Origin of the sequence: Sphingobacterium sp. 18053 (assembly GCF_902706145.1) — a bacterium.
In the GTDB taxonomy this organism is placed as follows: domain Bacteria; phylum Bacteroidota; class Bacteroidia; order Sphingobacteriales; family Sphingobacteriaceae; genus Sphingobacterium; species Sphingobacterium paramultivorum.
Map to the genome: position 1 here is coordinate 798,204 of NZ_CACSJW010000001.1, position 17,738 is coordinate 815,941.

The window sequence follows — 17,738 nt, forward strand, 5'->3', positions numbered from 1 at the left end:
GGGAGGCTCAATAGTGTTTTTTTATGGATTTTTATTGACTGTTTTTTACGATCGTATAGGTATTTGTTTCGGTATTAAACTTGAGTTCGAGCTCATTTGCAATACAGATCGTTTGCAGAATTTGCGCGACCTCATTTTCTGTTGTATATGTACCATAGAATGATAGTCCTGACACATCATCCGGAGAAAAGAGAATCGTTGTGCGGTAGAAAGACGCCAAGGCAGGAAGCACTTCCGCCAAAGGCTTGTGGTGAAATTCCAATGTCGTTGGTACGATCTCTTCCACTGGCTTTTCCAGTTTCAAAACAGGTTCTTTTTTGGGTTGTACAACTTTTTCCGCCCAAGTTTGCCCTGGAGTCAAATAGGCAAGGAGCTTTTCTTCCCCATTTTCGCCACGCTCCTTAATGGAAACCCTTCCTGTGATCAGGCGCACACTAGGCTTCCTATTTTTGGCCTCCTGCACAACCCAAAAAGAAGTTCCTAAAGCCGTTGTCAGGATATTGCTCGATAGAACTGTAAATGGGCGCGATTTATTGTGTGACACCTCAAAAAAAGCCTTTCCTTGCAATTGAATCGCGCGCTGCTTTTCTGGAAAGGGTTGCATCAAGGAGATTGAAGAATTTGCCAAAAGACGGACTTTACTGCCATCTTCCAATACAATCGTGCTATCCTGTACAACAGCATAGGTTATCATTTTGTACTTATCGACCGTTTTTTCGACCTTAACGGACTGCTTGTGTTTGGCATCCCCGCTACTATTCCGGTCGAGTAGATACCATCCAAATGAAAAACAAAAAAGAACAACTGCGGCAACCTTACCCCATAACAGCCAAGGTGGATGTGCAATTTTAGTAGGTGTTTCGGTGGCTAGCAAACGGAGGTCTATCTTTTCTTTCATCCGCGTTTGAACCCCTTCCATATCAGCTTTGTACCCTTCTAAAACATCAAGTTCCTGCAACCAACGCATTAAATGTGCCCGTTCGCCATCCTTTATCTGTCCTGATGAATACTTTTGGATCAATTCTTCCAATTCCCTTTTTCTGTCTTGCATACACCCTATAGTTGCTCTAATTGGGCGATCGTACCATCGTAAAAGCGTTAAGTTTATGTAAAGTTTATTTTAAAAAATTTAATCAAGAACACCTTGGGTAAGGATTAAAAGAAGAGTAGAAAAGATAAGGACACGAAGACTGTCGGATTCAGCTGTTGCCGTTGCATGTGCTGGCGCACAAGATTCAACGCTTTACTTAATTGGTTTTTTACAGTTTGAAGCGATATGCCAAGTTGTTCCGCAATTTCATGATTACTGAGACTGCGTTGGTATTTCAAATTAAAAACAACGCGCATACGGTCGGGCATTTCTACTACAGACTGTTCAATCGCAATCAGTACGTCTGTGTAATTCTCTTCATAGTCCACGATAGGAAAAATATCATGCAGTCCATCTTGTACCATTAAGCTATACTGTTCAATATGTTTTTCATGCACACCTTTCTTTCTGAAATACTGGAATAACTTATGGTATAGGGCCGAAATAAGATAGGCTCGCAATCCGCTATGAATATTGATCATGGCCCTTCTTTGCCACAGGTCTACAAATAGATCCTGAACAAGATCCATGGCCACATCCACATCACCTAACTTCTTAACTGCAATACGGAAAAGTGTGCTCCAATGATGCTCATAAATCTCATCAAAAGCACTATAATCTGCATTTACCAGACGTTCTAATAGGATAGCGTCTATCGTTTTCACAAGCATACTCTCTAGATCAATAATTCTTCGTCAGCTGTAAAGATCAAGCTTTAATACAACTACAATATTAAGGACAGGTAAAGAATACATTAACAACAAAAGCCTGTTATTTATGCATCTCCCCGACTCGGAAAGCTCCATCGAGCTATTAAATAGCTCTTTAAAGTGAATATATTACATATAATGTTTAAAAATGACAGTTCGTGTAGGAATCAGGCCATCGCTTCGATATAACGTGAATGTGCAAAAAGTAAAGACTCAATAAATGCAGTTTAATGTACATTTATTGAGTCTTTACTTATAAATTAACAGTTAAACAGCCTATTGAGCCGATCAGAACATATAAAAGATACTTAACTGCGCCACGCTATTCTTAAAATCAGATTTTAGTGTCGTAGAATTAAACTTACCTACATCCATAAAACCCTGGTAGTATCTCGCTCCCAGGCCCAAACCTTTAGCTGGACCTTCCGTAAATTCAAAACCCAAACCAGCGACAGCACCCGCATCAATCTTATCTGCAAAATCCACAAAACCTGTATTTTTCGCGTCTTTCATCAATAGATTGGCCTGCGCCCCAACTTCCGCATAAAGACCGATAGCCGATCGATATTTTACGAGGATCGGAACGGACATATAGGATAACTTCAGGTCCTTATGCGTTCCGAATACATTGTCTGTGATTTTTGCACCCTGCATTGAATACAAAAATTCCTCTTGAACAGACCACTTGTCTGTAAGCTTAAAATTGACAAGAAGCCCCCCGTTGAATCCTGCGAGTCCTTCAGTATCGAAGTTCGCACCTGTAAAGTTACTGTAGTTCCCCCCAGCCTTTAAACCAAAAGAAAGCCTTTGAAAAATTCCGCCCAAACCTTGAGCAAAGGATACCTGTGCCATTGCCAAGACCAATCCAATTAATAATAGTTTTTTCATCACGAATAATCTCATTTAAAATTTATGTGACAAATGTAGATACATTTAAAGAGGCTGGAAAGCTCTATAAGAAGGCGAAATTGTCCAAAAAGTCGTTTTTTCAATATAAAACAATACATTTGGATAACAATACTTGACTATTATGGAAATGACGTTGCCATTTACGCACAATAAAAACTTGAAACAGCATAACCATCATGAGGATTTCATTTTATTGGAGACACCCACGATTGAACGACTTAATTTTCCGGTGAAATTGGATGTCACCATAAGTATTATTTGCTTTAAAGGTCATTTGAAAGGGCATTCAAATATGCGCTACTTTGAAACGGGTGCCCCCTCTCTTATTGTACTCCTCGCAGGGCATACTGTAACCATAGAAAATGTGAGTGCCGATTTTTCTGCACTTTTTATAGTCATGTCAAAGACATTTACCTCAAGTCTTAATATCGAAGAGCATCTACCCGTTTTTCTTTCTTTGCATAATCAACCTTTTATTGCATTAAAAGATGCAGAACTAACGAGTTTGGCTGATTATTTTAAAACAGTACAAAAAGTGCTGGAAACAGATAATCCTTATACTACAAAGATTCTTCAACACCTAACAAAAGCCTATTTTTACGGGTTTGGTTACAATGCTCATAACATCGAACGTCATACACAACAGGAAAAAAAGCCCCGATTGGAAGAACTGGTTGAAAACTTCTTAAATCAGGTACAGGACAATTTCAAACAAGAGCGGGGCATAGAATTCTACGCAGATAAGCTATGTGTAACTCCAAAGTACTTATCCAAGGTGATCAAAGGACACAATGGTCTGTCTGCCAAGCAATGGATTGATGACTATGTTGTGTGGGAAGCTAAAGCGCTGTTAAAGTCTACGCATATGACTATACAGCAGATCAGTAATGAACTTAACTTCCCTTCACAATCTTTTTTCGGCAGATACTTTAAGCGATCAGTCGGATTGTCGCCGCTCGCGTATAGAAAAATGTAGAAATTTCCCGAGGTATTAAGCACACTTTTGCATACCCATCAAAAATTGGCTAAAAGGAATGCGACAGACTCAAATTGAGACGAGTTCCATTGCCTTTCACATAATTCATATTATTTGACTGCCATTGCGAGATCACCGTGTAATAATCCTTATTGAATATGTTTTCGATTCCCAGGCGTATTAGCGATCGTGTGTTGATCTGATAATTACTGGAGAAATTGAAGGTTGTGAATGATCGGATAGGTCCTGTTCCATAGCTGTACAATCCATTAACAGGTTCAAAACGATTTCGGCCCGAAGTAGCGATCATTTGCGTTGTAAGCGACCATTGTTTCATTGGATTTACGGTAATAGAGCCCGTTATCTTAGGCGGATTGATGCGATCCCCACCAAGATATACACGACTTCCGTCCGTTAATTCTCTTTTCCCTTCAGTATATGAATAGCTCGCACCAAAATCGAGGATCGGATGTACGCGATAGTTTGCAGACAGCTCAAAACCGTAAATTTTCTCCGGAGAACGCGCAATCTGCGGATTTCCATCAACGAAAACATAAGATGCCCCAATGTCGAAGTACTGTAGTACGTTGCCGCTTCATAGGAGAATCGCCCAATATCACCTGAAAATCCGAACTCATAATTATTGGCTTTAACAGCCTTAATGGACGTACTACTGACTGTATTTTCCTTTGCTGCACGCAATACAAGTCCCAGATCGGCGACACTGAAACTTTGAGAAAAACTCACAAATGGTTTAAAGAACTGTATTTTGGTGTAACGCAGTCCTGCATTGAGCATCAATGCCGTAAAGTTCAGGTCCCCACCATTGACTGCTACTCCACCGCCTACATAATTTCCATTGACCGAATTTAAAATTCCTATCGTTGTAAAGTTCGGCACCTCAATATGTACATTTTCCAATCGGCTACCGGCTTTCAAGATAAGATCTTTGCCGATGTTTGTCTTCAACTGAAAGTAAGGGGCTAGATTACGCATATCCATATTCGGGATAACCGTGCGCCCATCTGTAAGCGTTGTGTTGGTTTTATCGGACAATAAATCCAAGCCGTAGGTAATTTCACTGGATACCACATCAGACCACTTAAAAGGGCTATTGAAATTTAGGCGTAAACCTAGCTTTTTACTCCTAGTACCGGGCTGACCGTCTCCTTCAAAAAAATTGCTATAGTTGATCAAGGTCTCATAATCCTGAAAATAAATATTCGCATCGAAATCTGTTCGCCCAATTAATTCCTGTGCCGTGTATTTTAAACTGGCATTATGGTTATATGGCGTACCTTCGGGCTCTCCCGGTCTTTTCCCCAGGATACCCGTTGTCGGCGAATTAAAATCGCCATATTTCCCAGCCTTGGCAATGTAATCAGTATACTGTGTGCTTTTAAAGAAGTTGTACATCAGTTCCAGACGATTTTTAGCATCGATACGATAACCTATCTTGGCAAAAGCATTCCAATTTTTAAGATCATTCATGCCATATTCGGGCGATAATACCACACCGTCAGCGTCCTTGTAAAGACCCGTTTGTTCGTACCTTCCGCTTACGACATAATCCCAATTCCCCTGACTTCCGTTAAAAAGCTGGCTCACATTAAATCCTCCCGTTTGCCCCGGTTTCACCAAAGAAAAATTACTACCTATTTCGGTGGTCCCACCAAACCTTCGGTCTACATTTGCATGTTTAGTGATATAATTGATGAGTCCACCATCGGCACCATTACCGTAGATGGCCGTTGCGCCTTTGATTACCTCAACCCGCTCGATTACACTTGGATCCAGCGAACGGATATCACGGGCTCCATCTCTCAGCGGTGTAGATTGGGGAATGCCGTCAATCATAATAAGCACGCGTCTACCCCGAAGTGTCTGTCCCAAATTTTGCGTACGATTAGTCGAAAAACCAAGCCCAGGTACGGTATTCGCCAAGATATCACTTAGATTATTGCTAATACTGCGTTGTGATTCCAGTTGCTTTTGCGAAAGCACTGTTACCGAAGACGGTACCTCATCCAAGGATTCAATACGCCTGGAAGCAGATACAATCACCTCATTGATCCGGTTATTCGACCGAAGTACAGGTGCAATATTGAGGCTATCATTAGGTTGAATAGTGAGTACTGTATCGAGCATCTGATAACCGATTGCAGTAAACTGAAATCGGTGTGTTCCCGCAGATAATGACGAAGAAAACTTACCGAATGAATCGGTCTGCAGTTTTTTTGTAAGATCTATTTTCACCGTTACATGTGAAATTGCTTCTACCTCCGTAGTACGGACAGTTCCCGACAGATGACCGTCCTGTGCATACAAGGTAGTTGTCGATAATAGGATCAGTGCTAGCGAAGAAATTATTTTATTGTTATTTGAAGGAAGGCTATTCTTGCTATCGGTTAGATCGAATGAAATAGATTTTCGGTTGTTTTTCATGATGCACAAATATATTATTATTTATAACAATTCTAAATAATAATATAAAAGTTCTGCCACTATTTTACCGAAGCCAAATACTTCTTTTAAATCGTTATCAAGTCCCCATTTTGTCTCCCGTTGTATTCAACAGGAGACGACGATACTTCCTCAAAAAAGTCTGTTTATAGCTGCATAAGCCATTCTAAATAGCAATCCATATGCCTTATAAATATAACAAGACGGCCAAAATCTACCGGCTAACATTCATTTACGTTTCAATAAACAAAGCCGTCTGAGTTCGCTCAAACGGCTTTGTGCTACACTTATATTCAACATGGAGAAAAAAGTCAACATAGCGCGGGTTTCTTCTACCAGTCGATAGCCTTTCTCGTCAATTAGGAATTATTCCGGATATGCACATCGCGCTGCGGAAATGGTATTTCAATCCCGGCCTTATCCAAAGCTTCCTTACAGTCAATGATCAGCTGTTCCTGCATGGTCCAAAAGTTTTCATTGGAGGTCGTGACGCGCACAGAAAGATTGATAGCACTGTCGCCAAGTTCTGTCACCACCACCTGTGGCGCAGGCTCTTTAAAGGCAAATTCATTGTTTCTAACGATGTTGAGGAGTATTTCTTTTGCCTGTTTCAGATCAGCATCGTAGGCAACGCCAATGTCAAACCATGTGCGGCGTGTTCCAAGTTTTGTATAATTGGTGATGCTACTATTTGACAATACCCCATTTGGAACAACCACCTGCTGATTTTGCGGTGTATTTAACTTGGTATTGAAGATATCAATTTCTGTCACCGTACCCGCGATATTTGTAGTGGAGGTTATGTAATCGCCCACGCGGAAAGGCTTGAGGAGTAAAATCAGTATACCGCCGGCAAAATTGGACAAGGATCCCTGCAGGGCCAGACCTATGGCCAGACCTGCTGCACCGATAATGGCCACAAATGCAGAGGTCTGCACCCCCAATTGTGTAACGACAACGATAAATAATAAGATATTTAAAATCCAGCTGATGAGATTGCTTAAAAATCGCTGCAGGGAAACATCCATTTGTCGCCGCTCAAATGCCTTGTCTATCATCCGTTTGATTAAGCGGATAATCCAGGATCCGATCAGATAAATAAGTAAAGCAGAAATTACGGCAGTAATAACACGGGGCGCCCAGGCGATGGCAGAGGAAATAAAATTATTCCAATGTTGCTGGACATCGTTCAATTCTAAATTGTTCATAGCAGTATTTATTTTATTAAAAATGTAAGGTTTAGAAACAAAAAGGGTATTATGTTGCTTTTATTCTAATTTAAAGCACATTAAATTACATTTTCTCTAATTTAAACAACTAAACAGTAGAATTGTTCTTAGGAAAATCAAACAATATGGTCTTGTATCATTCCGTATATGGAATCTGTGACAAGAAAAATAAACAAGAAAGACGCCGCAGTTGGCTAGATAAAATCATAAATCCCATTTTTCCAGCCCAATATTTTGGTGGAATCCGCATCAAGCCAGTTTTTCAGCAGTGTTGCGTATACTTTTCGAAAATCTTCCGTATACTGGAGATCCCCTTCATTGAGCTGGGTTAGGTCAGGCAAAGCATTGAGCAGCCCCTGTTTTTTCAAGCCTCCGGATAGAAAGAAAAGTTGGTTGGCCGTACCATGGTCAGTGCCATTGCTGGCATTCTGGGCCACCCTGCGACCAAACTCCGAAAAGGTCATCAGCATGACATGCTGAAAAAGCCCATTTTTCTTGATGTCGTCCACAAAAGCCTCCACGGCATCGTTGATGGTGTGGAATAAGCTCTCTTGCCGCTGCTGCTGATTGATATGCGTATCAAAACTACCAATCTGCAGATAATATACCTGTGTATTGATATCTGATTTAATCAACGAGGATATCGTCTTCAGATCCTTTCCAAGCACCGAATCGGGGTACGCTGCCGCGGTCTTCCTAGCTTTACTCTGTTCAAAAATATAGTCGGCATTGTTGATTGTATCACCCAGGGTCTGATACAGATAGGATACTGTTTCTTCTTCATGCTGATGCTTATGTTCCTGATAGAGTGTATTAAAGTACTCTTCACGGCTGGTCTGATAAAGCTTCTTGGGGTCTTTAAACGCAAACGCTTTTTTCTGTTTTCCCTTGAGAGCAAGGCTCAGCATATCATTCACTTCGAGAGCCTGCGTCGGATGACCGCAGTCGTAACAGGCCTGATCGAGGTAGCGGCCTATCCAGCCGCTCTCCAGGTACTCGTCGCTTCGGCTCGCACTATGCCATATATCCATGCTGCGAAAATGCGATTTATTGGGCTCGGGGTAACCGACGTTGTTGAGTACAGCCAGTTCGCCACGATCATAAAGTGTCTTGAAAAAAGGTAAGGCCGGATGAATGCCCGCTTCAGCTGTGAGGGTTAGTGCATTATCGACCGCAATCGTCTGCCGTTCCCGAAAATAGATATCATTGTGCATCGGAACAATAGTATTCAGCCCATCATTGCCACCACTAAGCTGCAAGATGACCAACACCTTATGTCCCCTTTCCAGCGCTTCGGGCAAGGACATGGCTTTTAAGAAATTGGGCAGCAGCAGGGATGCTGTTGCGAGTGAACCTGCTTTGAGAAATTGGCGTCTTTTGATGATCATGGCTTCCTATTTACGATTAACAGAGTTGATATTCGGGGATACTCATTACTTCAATAATAGTCCTACGGCGGCTTCCCCCAGCGTAGCTATCGCGCAGTGTCTTACCAAAGGAAGGTTGCTGCTGCAGCAAGAGCTCAAAGGGATCCCGATCTGCAAATGCAGCCTCAACCCCAGCCCAGTCAATGGATATTTTCGGATTTTTGTAGGCCTTAGCCAGGGCCCGCGACTGCTTCATCCCCATATCGAGGTCGTCGTCATTCTGCGCGTCAAGGTCCAGCGGCCGCAGGCCGGTCCATATCTGTGGTATCTGCATCCGGAGCAACAAGGTAGAGCTGTCGATCCAGGCTTTTCCAGATGGCCATCCCGCCACATTCGGCGGATACAAGAGCATCTGCCCCAGCAACTTTTGATAAACAATAAGGTTTTCGGGATTCGCGATCTCCATGGGCAGCATGCGCATGATACCGGCCATGAGTTCCACCGGTGACTTTATTTTGTTGCCCACATTTTTGGAGTCGTAAAACCAGGCGGCCGTAAATACACGGTCTAGCAACCGCCTGACATCATATCCTGAATCGAAGAAATCTTTACTCAGCGTGTCGACGATTTTCTGATCCACTTGTTCGTTGACCAGAAAACGGTAGAGTTTATCGGTGATAAATCGGGCCGTAGCGGGCTGCTCCAGGATAATGTCCAGGATAGCATTGCCGTCGAAATTTCCGGTTCTCCCCAAAAATGTTTTGCTGCCGGAGTCATGAAACTTTTTACGTTCCAGGAACTGGGCATCCTTGTCATACGACCAACCCGTAAATGCGCGCGCAGCCTCCCTAACATCCGATTCAGTATAGTTGCCACGTCCCATCGTGAAGAGCTCCATCACTTCCCGGGCAAAGTTTTCATTGGGATGGCCTTTCTTATTCTGCTGGTTGTTGAGGAAATTGAGCATAGCCGGAGCTTTGGAAACGGCGAACAGCAGATCCCGGAAATTTCCAAGCGCATTTTTCCTGATTTCGTTGAGGATATGAGCGCTAAAATTGGAATTGATAACCCGGCTTGCAAAATGTCCGTGCCAAAAAAAAGCCATCTTCTCCCTGAGCTGATCCTCGCTATGCACCATTTCATTCAGGAAATTAAGGTTGATTTCAATATTACGCTTTCGGTTGAGCTGCTGAACCTGCTTTTTGTCTGTGGCATTCAACTTGGAAAGCGCAGTATAGTCGATGTCGGTCTGCTCCGTATTGAAACTGATGGGATGAAATTCATGTTGCTGAGCATATTGCTTCCAGAGGACTGCGGTAGACTGCTGTTCAAAAGCCGGAATCTGCTGTAGGCTCATCCCAAATCCAGCGCGATTTGCCAGGTGCATATTTTTTTTAAAATCGGACATCATCAGTTTCCATTTATACCTAAATAACGAATTATTTATAAATGTTTGCCTAGGGTAGATTCGATTTAACAAACATTAAGCTAAATTAACAAAGTGACTACCAGCCCGATACTTTTCAAACTCCGATTTTTTTCATTAAATTTAATCATATATAGGCACGCAGAGCCCCTTGTTGACGTTGCATACCTGTTTCACAAGCTACAATCATCAGTTGATAAACCTTTAAAACGAAATATAAGATGGCAAAATTAATCTACGTTTGGATTTCAGTATTCATTCTGCTCGTTTTTGTGCAATGCCTAGGAATTCAAAATGAGCCATCCGAAAACTTCGACTGGTTATTGGGAAAATGGCAACGTACCAACGAAGCCAAAGATAAACGGACTTTTGAATATTGGCAGAAAATCAAAGACACTGAATATGCAGGTTTTGCTTTTACCCTGCAAAACCTAGATACCATCCATCAGGAAAAAATGCAATTATTAAAATCCGACGGCGACTGGAATTTATTGGTTAAAACTCCCGAGGAGAAAGATTTTATCGCATTTGAGATAACCATGCTAAAAGACGGCCTGTTCGAGTGTAATAATGATTCGCTGCCCTTTCCTAAAAAGATCACCTACTGGCGTGAAGGTGAAAAGCTGAAGGCTAATGTCGCTGGCGACAGTCTCCAGATTCCCTTCGAATTTACCAAGATTTCAAAATAACAGGAAAGCCTCCCTTTTCATGAACAAAGCCGCCTAGGACTATCCAGGCGGCTTTGCATTGTGTTGAACACAGTTGTGGATAGAAAATAATCCGATGTCATTTTACTCAATCAGGAAGCTGGCGCCGCTGCTTTCATCTTCTTTCGAACGACCAAAGCAACAACCCAAACGAGGAGTAATAGGCCCAAAATAGCACCACTTTTCCCATTTATAGCCGGAAAAAAATTGTTGAGCGAATGAAATGCACTAACTGCAATCAGCGAGCCAGTCGTATCAGCAACTTTACCTATTCCCCAACTTCCCAATATCAAAACCCCAAAAAAGAAGAATTGTACAGGTGTGAAATCAAAATTCAGATGCCATAAAAACCATAACAAAGACAGTAAGAGTATGCTGTAAAGTGGCTTCAATGCTTTAAATTCTTGGTAGAGAAAGCCACGCCAGCCGATTTCCTCCAGTAGACCATAGATGAGTACCGAGGAAACAGCTAAATAGGGAATTTTACCTTGTGTCAAATACGATACGGTATTTATTAGAACGACAGGAAATACCCAATAGAGGATAATTGGCAAAATCATACTTTTGTAGTTTCCCCTGAGTGACAGCGCAGGTTTTATTTTGAAAACCAAAAACACAAAGACTGCTCCTAAAGCCGGTCCAGCGCCTGTAAGAATAGATTTTAAATAGGGGTTTTCAAGCGTGCTTAGTAATTCCGTTTTGTTGGTTAAATACCGGCACACTATCGCGATGATATAATAAATGACGACTGCCCAATAATTGACTTTTCTTTTCATAATGTTGATATAGCTTTTTTGCAATGCCCAAAAATAGCTGCATTAAAACCAAAAATACTTGACGAAAGTTAAGAAATCTTTTTCCGTATTCTGCTGAGGCTCTCAGGTGCAATACCCAAATAAGATGCGATAATTTTCAAAGGTGTCCGCTGAAAAATCTTCGGCCGCTCTTTTAATAATTTAAGATATCTTTCGGTAGGTGATAATGTCAGTAGATTGATTTGTTCGGACTGCTTTGCCGTAAACATGATATCCGAAATCGCTTTGCCAATAAGCAGCGATCGGTCCGATTTTCCGTAAAGTCCCTGAAGATTCTGATAGCTTACTGACCAGAGTTCAGTGTATTCTATGCATTCGGTTTTGATGACCGTTGGTTTCTGTGACACAAAAGAAAGGTAATCGCTGAAAATCTGGTTTTCATAATACAGATTGATACATATATCTTTATGCTGATAGGGTACAAAATGACCTACAGAACCTGAAACCAGTATATTAATAAACCGCTCGGTCCGGTCATAATCTTTAACAACTTCATTTTTAGTAAAAGTACGGCATTCCACAACTTTTGAAAATTCAACCCAAAATTTAATATCAACAGGGTAATAGGCATCAAATATCTCCTTGATGTTTTCGGGACTTGGAATTTTCATATTCAATATCGGCGATCAGTCGGCTTATTGTGTTCAAACACCTAAGATAAGGATATAGCCAAACTAATCATAGTTTACCGCAGAAAAAAAGACGTAATCCCGGATTAGCTCATCGGTCGAGCCATTTCTTAAATTCCGCCACTTTGTTTTTGCTGATCAGGATAGGCGCTGTACTTTGCGGTTTTGTTTGAATACGAAGCTGATTGCGACCGTATATCCATATACTTTCAATAGCATTGACATTGATAATATACTGCCTGTTGGCCCTATAGAAGATCAGATTGTCCAACTCTTTTATTAAGTCGTCCAGGCTGCTGTTGACGGTATACTCCTTCCCTTCAAAGGTAAGCACTGTAACAATGTTTTCATTCAAAACAATATAGGCAATGTCCGCTGTATCAATCCTTATAATCTCGTCTTTCACGTAGGTTATCAGTCGTTTTCTGTTTTTTTCCTCTAGGGAAACTATAGGTACTTCAGGCTTTTGTCTTAGCTCCAGCTGTTTATTCAGTATGGTAAGGCTGTTAACCTCAGCATTTAGTCCTCCTATCTTCAAATCGATGGCAAGCTCATATTTACGGTAAAGCAATCGGATCAAAATGTAGCAGCCTGCGGTAATGAGCACGATCAACACGATTGCACCTGTCAAAAACTGGCGGTAAAGATTTTGCAGCTGTTTTTGCATCACGTCGATATTGGTATGGCTAGCCAACATCCAGTCCGTTCCTTTGACCGGATATACACTGACAATTTCGGAACTACGGTTCATCTTCTCGGGAAATGCACGTATACCCGAGCTTCGCTGCCCCGATTCCAATACCTGCTGAAAACGCTGTTCACGTGCAATATTCGAAAAAGTAGAATTCCCGGCATCAATTTTCTTACCGACAAATGCCGGATCGGGATGACATAATTCTATTCCCGCCCTGTTATACATGCATACAAATTCACTTTGCACATCGGTATTTAATATGCTCTGCTGCAAATTGGCGATCACTTTCTCCGGCGGCAGACCGACCTCAAGTTGCTGTTCCAACAGCATACCCAGTTCACGGATCTCGCGCTGTCCCGACTGAATTTTCTGCTCGTTAAGCGTTTCTTTAGCCTGCGTATAGAAATAATGCAGGGTGGCCATGGTTGCCAGCGAGCATAGCAGCGCAATCACCGCAAAAGTGAGGATATATAATTTCGTTTTATTCACCTTAAAAAATCAAAGCTTAAAAAATCAATACGACTAAAATAGTGCTTTTAGGGCATTCATTCAAGCTAGATTATTCCCTTTTACGGGCTATTTTTCCCCTCTCATCAACATGTCTATCATCTTATCGATTCACCAACGCTATGTTTGTGTAGATAAATCTTAATGGAACAATGAAAAAAATCAGATTCGTATTATTGTCTATCGCGGTCATTATAGCACTTATGCAACTCATCAGACCCAAACAGCCGAGCAATACCCCCAGCAGCGACCTGCCCGGCATTCCGCAGGAAGTAAATGCAATCCTCCGGAGCTCCTGCTTCGATTGCCATTCAAGCCAGACGAACCTACGCTGGTATGATCAACTGACACCGGTCAATTATCTTGTCAATGACCATATCATACGCGGCCGAAAGGCTCTGGATTTTTCAAACTGGGGCCAGCTCCCGCCAGCTGTACAAAATACCAAACTCTATTATTCACTCAATAAAATCCTATGGGGCCAGATGCCATTGCCCTCCTATTTACTGGTCCATCCACAGGCTGCACTGTCCGAAAAAGAGATCCGTACCCTTAAGGATTTTGTGCGCAGCCGTAAGGCAGCCATTGGGATAGATACGATCAAAACGGACAAAATCAAACAGCAGTTTGCCGATTTCGTACAGCAGAAAATGGAGCAATCCAATCAAACCATACTGCCCGCACCAAATGGCATTCGCTATATTTCCGACTACCGCAATTGGACTATCATTAGTATAACCGACCGTTTCGACAATGGCACGCTACGCATGATCTACGGCAATGACATCGCTATCAAGGCTATCCAGGAGCGGCAGACAAATCCCTGGCCCGATGGCACCATTCTCGCCAAGGCTGCTTGGAAGCAAATCGCAAATGCAGATGGAAGCCTGTCGACCGGCGATTTTGTACAGGTCGAGTTTATGATCAAGGATGCAAAGCAGTATACAGCGACATCCGGCTGGGGTTGGGCACGCTGGCGCGGTAACGATCTGAAGCCTTATGGTGGTACAGCCCTATTTACAGCAGAATGTATTGCCTGTCACCAACCTGTCAAAGGAAATGACCTGGTCTTTACCAGACCCTTGGATCTAAAAAAATTAACTGTTAGAAATCACTAAGTCATGAAAAACACAAGCTATATCGTAGTAGCCCTGCTACTGACATTACTGGTGGGCTGCGTGCAACAGAACCCGGCCACGGATACCGCATTGGGGCTCAATGAGAGCGCCGCCATCCACGAACTGGCCGATCTACCCGAAAATCCGCTATTGCTCCACGGCATTACGAGCCGCATTCAACCCAAAGATGGTACCCTGTCCACGCTCTATGGCAATACCATCGCGTACGACCATGCCCATACAAAGGGAGCCGGCAACTACCCTGCCGGAGCGGTACTGTATTACGTCACCTGGCAATCGGAAGCCGACAAACAATGGTTTGGTGCCAATGTCCCAGCGTTGATCAAAACTGTCGAGCAAGTTAAGTTTACCGATGAGAACAAGGTACAATATGCGCTATATAGGGACAATAAACGCGAATCCGAAATCTCATCAAGCGGAATGCGAATCAACCTGATCAGAAACATGAAAATCGCCACTTTCGTGGAATAAAAGAGACGCAGTACGCAGCGATAGCTACTCAAAATAACTTGTAAAAGAATCTTTTATAAAAAAAACCGCCTAGGTAGTCCCAGGCGGCTTTGTATGGTGTGAAACAGAATTATGGAAAAATAATCCAATATTCAAAATGACAGCAAATAATCCGATAGGTAAACGATAGGCCTATGCCCTATTTTTTCGAATAACCTTCCATGATGTTCTTTGTTTTCAGACTTTGGTATTTTACCGTTTCTGGAGCATCTGATTTTATTATTTGTTCACAGGCATCGTATATGGCGCGACGCTGATACGAAAGTGGGAACCAGCTCAGCGCTTCCAGCGCTGTTACACGTATATCCGCCGAGTTACTTTTATCCAGAACGGTCTCAATCAGCACCGGCACCATGCGGTGATAACGGTACAGACGCATGGTACGGATATCATTGAGGCGCTCCTTTTCCTTTTCTTCCTTGTCCAAGATCTTTTTGGTCAAGGTTTGGGTTGTTTTCTCGCCAGAAAGAACGATCTGGTCCAGTTTGTCCGCCAAAAGCTTCGCATTGCTCAAGCCAGGATTTTGTCGAATCTGCCGATCGATTTCCTGTTTGACCAGCGCTGGCTCCATAAAACTAAGGGAGGTACGCAGACGGTAGCCCACCCGTTCGGAGTGTGGGTCGCTCAGATACAGCTGGATCATATCTTTGACAAAATCATTTCCGCCAAATTCCGCCAGATCATACACTGCCGAACGGCGGATAAACTCATACGAATCGGACTTGGCAGCATGCAATACCTCAAAATAATCCGGATTTTCCAGTTGACGCAATTGTATAAAAGCCTGCGTACGTACGGTTTCAAATGCCGATTGAAAGTAATACTCTTTCAATAAAGGGCTTACTTCTTTTTCAGGCAATATACGCGAAAGATAGACCAGGGCCAGCGCCTGCAGATCGGCATCATTTTCCTTCAGCAGCGTGCGCCAGTAGCCTGCATTCCGATCGTGTGAACCGATCGCTGTATTGATTTTCAGCCGCTGATCAGCCTTACCTGCAAAATGAAAGGTTGGGTCACCCAGAATATGCGTTTCCAGATACGCCATATGTTTCATCCAATTTCCTACACGAACACCATGCTGCAGCAAACCCATGAGTTCGCCCGGCCACAAATCCTGTAGCACCCCTACCGAATTGGCCACCGCCGCAATATTGTCATTGTCTGAAAAAGGATAATAGCCCGCTAGATAATTGGGCAGATGAAAGGAGCCTGTCAGACAGGAGTTGAGGTAAACCAAAGGCGCTTTGATATGGGCGTCTTTGATATCGTGGATCTGCATATCCATATCGTCATTGAACAGAGAATCTGCCGCTATACTTTTGGGGTCAAAGGCATCGAGCATCCACTTCTCGTTTACACCAAGGGATTCCATAAACGATTTTTTGACCGCTTCCACATCCCTGCCATCCTCTTTTGCAGATCGTAGCTTAGAGCGGAGGTAACGTGCCACATTCTCCATGGAAGGCTGCGGATTGGAGGCCAATGGATAACCATTTAACAGCTGCAACGTGGCTGTACCATGTCCGGTCATATATGCAAAATCCAAGCCCTCCCGCTTCAGTTCATTCAATATATTGAACTTAATGAAGTTGTCGGAGCGAAAATTGATAAACTTGACTGAGTTTCCCGGAAGAAACAAAGCGGGCATCTGCGATCTGAGTGCCAGCGCATCACCGATTGTCGCGTTGACCGAATTGGAATTATAGCCATGACCGGTTGAAGCGATCATATCATTTAAGGGGGTTGCCTGTGCTTTCTGCTGAACGACCTTTTTTAAATATGCCTTGATTTTCGCAATAGGATCTTCGCCATTTTCCACGGGCGGCTTGATCCGCGCCGAATAGATATCCATCTGTATATATTGCGGTGAAGCAGCACTTAGGCTATAGTAAAAATAATTGGACCTCGACTTGGCCGTATCCTGTTTGATAAAGTCAAATTGCAGGTCAAAATCATCGTAGTAGCGATCGGATGGCACCGATGACTTATCCCAGCGGATATTTTGCGACATCTTAAAGGCCGAAGTCAAAAACTGTGCATCCCGTAGCATAGGAATTGGAATATCACCGATTAGTACCGTGCCCTCCAGGGGCTGCTTTTTTGCATACAGGCTCTTCAATAACGTTCGGATTTCGTCCGGTTTGGCCCATTGACTCGAAATAATATAAGTCCCTAATCCATCTTTTTCCACTGCGGCACGATAAGCATCGATCTCAGGCTTTGCCTGATCGTAGGTATGCTGGTCGACAATGATCGCAAAGCTGGTTGGACTTTTTACAGTAGGTTCCTGTATGGATTGCGCATGGAGCTGCTTCATAGCCAATAGACTCAATGCGAGGGATAAACCGGTAAACGTAGTATGCTTCATATAAGATGTATTAAAATACGCATAAAGATGCATACAAATGTACAGTAACTTTATTTAAAACGATTAAAAATAATATATTTTATACTGAAATATTTTATTTAACAGCGCATTAATCGGATTTAACTGAAATAATATTTTAAAATTCACTTATTTATAATAAATCTAAATACATATATTTGCAGCATGCTAGTATCAACAA

The 17,738-nt window shown here is 42.6% G+C and carries 16 protein-coding genes; 4 read left to right on the forward strand and 12 right to left on the reverse strand.

The window, feature by feature from the left end:
* Positions 1–31 precede the first annotated feature (31 nt).
* The 3 genes from GVK91_RS03625 to GVK91_RS03635 form a co-directional block, all read right to left on the reverse strand.
* The gene (locus tag GVK91_RS03625) at positions 32–1,051 is read right to left on the reverse strand and encodes a FecR family protein (protein WP_159726987.1); all 1,020 of its coding nucleotides are present in this window, start codon (positions 1,049–1,051) and stop codon (positions 32–34) included.
* Positions 1,052–1,155: 104 nt separating this feature from the next.
* The gene (locus GVK91_RS03630) at positions 1,156–1,755 is read right to left on the reverse strand and encodes an RNA polymerase sigma factor (RefSeq protein WP_159726989.1); all 600 of its coding nucleotides are present in this window, start codon (positions 1,753–1,755) and stop codon (positions 1,156–1,158) included.
* A 333-nt stretch (positions 1,756–2,088) separates the two neighbouring features.
* Positions 2,089–2,688, reverse strand: a complete 600-nt coding sequence (locus tag GVK91_RS03635; protein WP_159726991.1) for a porin family protein — start codon at positions 2,686–2,688, stop codon at positions 2,089–2,091.
* A 142-nt stretch (positions 2,689–2,830) separates the two neighbouring features.
* On the opposite strand from GVK91_RS03635, the gene GVK91_RS03640 reads away from it, so the two are divergent.
* Positions 2,831–3,685 carry a helix-turn-helix domain-containing protein gene (locus GVK91_RS03640; RefSeq protein WP_159726993.1) on the forward strand — a complete coding sequence of 285 codons (855 nt, stop codon included), beginning with the start codon at positions 2,831–2,833 and terminating at the stop codon, positions 3,683–3,685.
* A gap of 49 nt (positions 3,686–3,734) precedes the next feature.
* On the opposite strand, the gene GVK91_RS27455 is transcribed toward GVK91_RS03640, so the two are convergent.
* The 5 genes from GVK91_RS27455 to GVK91_RS03665 all read right to left on the reverse strand — a co-directional run bounded on the left by GVK91_RS27455 (position 3,735) and on the right by GVK91_RS03665 (position 10,155).
* Complete coding sequence (locus GVK91_RS27455; protein ID WP_317164618.1) at positions 3,735–4,214, reverse strand: TonB-dependent receptor; 480 nt, start codon at positions 4,212–4,214, stop codon at positions 3,735–3,737.
* Positions 4,100–6,130: a TonB-dependent receptor gene (locus tag GVK91_RS27695; RefSeq protein WP_159726995.1), complete on the reverse strand. Its 2,031-nt coding sequence runs from the start codon at positions 6,128–6,130 to the stop codon at positions 4,100–4,102. Before GVK91_RS27695 ends, GVK91_RS27455 begins: the two co-directional genes overlap by 115 nt.
* A 377-nt stretch (positions 6,131–6,507) precedes the next feature.
* Positions 6,508–7,356, reverse strand: a complete 849-nt coding sequence (locus tag GVK91_RS03655) for a mechanosensitive ion channel family protein (RefSeq protein WP_159726997.1) — start codon at positions 7,354–7,356, stop codon at positions 6,508–6,510.
* 215 nt (positions 7,357–7,571) lie between these two features.
* Entirely contained in the window at positions 7,572–8,765 is a 1,194-nt protein-coding gene (locus GVK91_RS03660) for a DUF1501 domain-containing protein (protein ID WP_159726999.1), read from the reverse strand.
* A gap of 16 nt (positions 8,766–8,781) precedes the next feature.
* A complete protein-coding gene (locus tag GVK91_RS03665; RefSeq protein WP_159727001.1) occupies positions 8,782–10,155 on the reverse strand; it encodes a DUF1800 family protein in 1,374 nt (457 codons plus the stop codon).
* Between the two features lie 236 nt (positions 10,156–10,391).
* On the opposite strand from GVK91_RS03665, the gene GVK91_RS03670 reads away from it, so the two are divergent.
* Positions 10,392–10,859, forward strand: a complete 468-nt coding sequence (locus GVK91_RS03670; RefSeq protein WP_200845527.1) for a DUF6265 family protein — start codon at positions 10,392–10,394, stop codon at positions 10,857–10,859.
* A 110-nt stretch (positions 10,860–10,969) separates the two neighbouring features.
* Here the strand turns inward: GVK91_RS03670 and GVK91_RS03675 are convergent, their stop codons facing one another.
* From GVK91_RS03675 to GVK91_RS03685, 3 genes are all read right to left on the reverse strand, one after another.
* Positions 10,970–11,653: a CPBP family glutamic-type intramembrane protease gene (locus GVK91_RS03675; protein ID WP_159727003.1), complete on the reverse strand. Its 684-nt coding sequence runs from the start codon at positions 11,651–11,653 to the stop codon at positions 10,970–10,972.
* 68 nt (positions 11,654–11,721) lie between these two features.
* Positions 11,722–12,303, reverse strand: coding sequence for a Crp/Fnr family transcriptional regulator (locus GVK91_RS03680; RefSeq protein ID WP_159727005.1), 582 nt, complete (start codon positions 12,301–12,303; stop codon positions 11,722–11,724).
* Positions 12,304–12,412: 109 nt separating this feature from the next.
* A complete protein-coding gene (locus GVK91_RS03685) occupies positions 12,413–13,504 on the reverse strand; it encodes a LytTR family transcriptional regulator (protein ID WP_159727007.1) in 1,092 nt (363 codons plus the stop codon).
* A 170-nt stretch (positions 13,505–13,674) separates the two neighbouring features.
* Between GVK91_RS03685 and GVK91_RS03690 the strand changes: the two genes are divergently transcribed.
* Both GVK91_RS03690 and GVK91_RS03695 read left to right on the forward strand, forming a co-directional pair.
* A complete protein-coding gene (locus GVK91_RS03690) occupies positions 13,675–14,640 on the forward strand; it encodes a cytochrome P460 family protein (RefSeq protein ID WP_159727009.1) in 966 nt (321 codons plus the stop codon).
* A gap of 3 nt (positions 14,641–14,643) precedes the next feature.
* Complete coding sequence (locus GVK91_RS03695) at positions 14,644–15,132, forward strand: hypothetical protein (RefSeq protein WP_159727011.1); 489 nt, start codon at positions 14,644–14,646, stop codon at positions 15,130–15,132.
* A gap of 178 nt (positions 15,133–15,310) precedes the next feature.
* Here the strand turns inward: GVK91_RS03695 and GVK91_RS03700 are convergent, their stop codons facing one another.
* Positions 15,311–17,539: a HEAT repeat domain-containing protein gene (locus GVK91_RS03700; protein WP_153847598.1), complete on the reverse strand. Its 2,229-nt coding sequence runs from the start codon at positions 17,537–17,539 to the stop codon at positions 15,311–15,313.
* Positions 17,540–17,738 lie beyond the last annotated feature (199 nt).

Excerpts from the sequence above, each read along its gene's own strand:
- GVK91_RS03625 (WP_159726987.1), bottom strand. The coding sequence starts at position 1,051 with ATGCAAGACAGAAAAAGGGAATTGGAAGAATTGATCCAAAAGTATTCA.
- GVK91_RS03635 (WP_159726991.1), bottom strand. The coding sequence starts at position 2,688 with ATGAAAAAACTATTATTAATTGGATTGGTCTTGGCAATGGCACAGGTA.
- GVK91_RS03640 (WP_159726993.1), top strand. The coding sequence starts at position 2,831 with ATGGAAATGACGTTGCCATTTACGCACAATAAAAACTTGAAACAGCAT.
- GVK91_RS27695 (WP_159726995.1), bottom strand. The coding sequence starts at position 6,130 with ATGAAAAACAACCGAAAATCTATTTCATTCGATCTAACCGATAGCAAG.
- GVK91_RS03655 (WP_159726997.1), bottom strand. The coding sequence starts at position 7,356 with ATGAACAATTTAGAATTGAACGATGTCCAGCAACATTGGAATAATTTT.
- GVK91_RS03660 (WP_159726999.1), bottom strand. The coding sequence starts at position 8,765 with ATGATCATCAAAAGACGCCAATTTCTCAAAGCAGGTTCACTCGCAACA.
- GVK91_RS03665 (WP_159727001.1), bottom strand. The coding sequence starts at position 10,155 with ATGATGTCCGATTTTAAAAAAAATATGCACCTGGCAAATCGCGCTGGA.
- GVK91_RS03670 (WP_200845527.1), top strand. The coding sequence starts at position 10,392 with ATGGCAAAATTAATCTACGTTTGGATTTCAGTATTCATTCTGCTCGTT.
- GVK91_RS03675 (WP_159727003.1), bottom strand. The coding sequence starts at position 11,653 with ATGAAAAGAAAAGTCAATTATTGGGCAGTCGTCATTTATTATATCATC.
- GVK91_RS03680 (WP_159727005.1), bottom strand. The coding sequence starts at position 12,303 with ATGAAAATTCCAAGTCCCGAAAACATCAAGGAGATATTTGATGCCTAT.
- GVK91_RS03690 (WP_159727009.1), top strand. The coding sequence starts at position 13,675 with ATGAAAAAAATCAGATTCGTATTATTGTCTATCGCGGTCATTATAGCA.
- GVK91_RS03695 (WP_159727011.1), top strand. The coding sequence starts at position 14,644 with ATGAAAAACACAAGCTATATCGTAGTAGCCCTGCTACTGACATTACTG.
- GVK91_RS03700 (WP_153847598.1), bottom strand. The coding sequence starts at position 17,539 with ATGAAGCATACTACGTTTACCGGTTTATCCCTCGCATTGAGTCTATTG.